The organism is Spirillospora sp. NPDC049652, assembly GCF_040675125.1.
In the GTDB taxonomy this organism is placed as follows: Bacteria; Actinomycetota; Actinomycetes; order Streptosporangiales; family Streptosporangiaceae; genus Spirillospora.
Genome location: NZ_JBFAOF010001458.1, coordinates 1 through 1,296 on the forward strand (window position 1 = coordinate 1; position 1,296 = coordinate 1,296).

The following is a 1,296-nucleotide window of genomic DNA, read 5'->3' on the forward strand; positions in this document are numbered from 1 at the left end:
ATCGCCCCGGCGGTGACGTAGGCGACGAGCCGCTTGGTCCCCGGCTGGTCCTCGCGCACCACCACGGTGGCCCGGCCGACGGCGTCGTGCGCGGTCAGGACGGCCTCGATCTCGGCCGGCTCGACGCGGAACCCGCGGATCTTCACCTGGTCGTCGGCGCGTCCGGCGAATTCCAGGACGCCGTCGCCCGTCCAGCGGACCAGGTCGCCCGTCCGGTACATCCGGGTCTCGGGGGTGAACGGGCAGGCGACGAAGCGCTCGGCGGTGAGCGCGGGGTTACCGATGTAACCGCGCGCCACGCCAGAACCGGCGACATACAACTCACCCGTCACGCCGGGCGGAACGGGACGCAGGTACTCGTCCAGGACGTAGGCGCGGGCGTTGTCCATCGGACGGCCGATGGGCACCACGCCGTCCACCTGCGAGGAATCGGTGAAGGGCAGCTCGGTGGTGAACGCCGTGGTCTCCGTCGGGCCGTAGGTCGTGCGGACCACCAGGCCCGGGTGCGCCTCCAGCAGCGTCCGGACGGCGACCGGGGACACCACGTCGCCGCCGGTGGAAACCTCACGGACACCGGCGAACATCTCCGGGGCCTGCTCGGCCAGCGCGGCGAACAGCCCGGCCGTGGCGTGCACGTTCGTCACGCCGTGCTCGGCGACCAGAGCCACCCGCGCCCGGACGTCCACCTGTCCCGCCGGGACGATCACCAACCGGCCGCCGCGCAGCAGCGGCACCCAGAGCTCGTACGTCGAGGCGTCGAAGGCGTGGTTGGCCTGGACCAACACGCGCCGCACCACGTCGTCGCGCCAGCATTCGGCGGCGCAGAAGTCGGTGACGTTGGCGTGCGTGACGGCCACGCCCTTCGGGGTGCCCGTCGAGCCCGACGTGTAGATCACATACGCGAGCTGGCCGGGCGTGACGGCGACGCCGACCGGCGTCTCCGTCTCGTCCAGGGAGGCCAGGAAGTCCTCGTCCACCACCTCGACCGGCGCGGCCTCGGCGAGCATGAGCGCGACCCGCTCGTCCGGATAGGACGGGTCGATCGGCAGATACGCCGCACCCGCCTTCAACGTCCCCAGCAGGACCGCGATCAGGTCGGACGACCGCTCCAGGCGCACCCCGACCAGGTCCTCACGGCCGACCCCCCGCGCGCGCAACGTGTGCGCGACCCGGTTGGCCCGGCGGTCCAGTTCGGCATAGGTCCGGCGTTCGCCGCCGAAGACCGCCGCGACCGCGTCCGGCGACCGCCGCGCCCGCGCCTCGAACAGGTCCGGCAGCGAACCGGCCGGACGCGCG

Annotated in this window: 1 protein-coding gene; it reads right to left on the minus strand. The window is 73.1% G+C overall.

All coding sequences use genetic code 11. The features are described from left to right. A partial coding sequence (locus tag AB0J52_RS41090) for an amino acid adenylation domain-containing protein (RefSeq protein WP_500188669.1) occupies positions 1–1,296 on the minus strand: 1,296 nt, incomplete at both ends.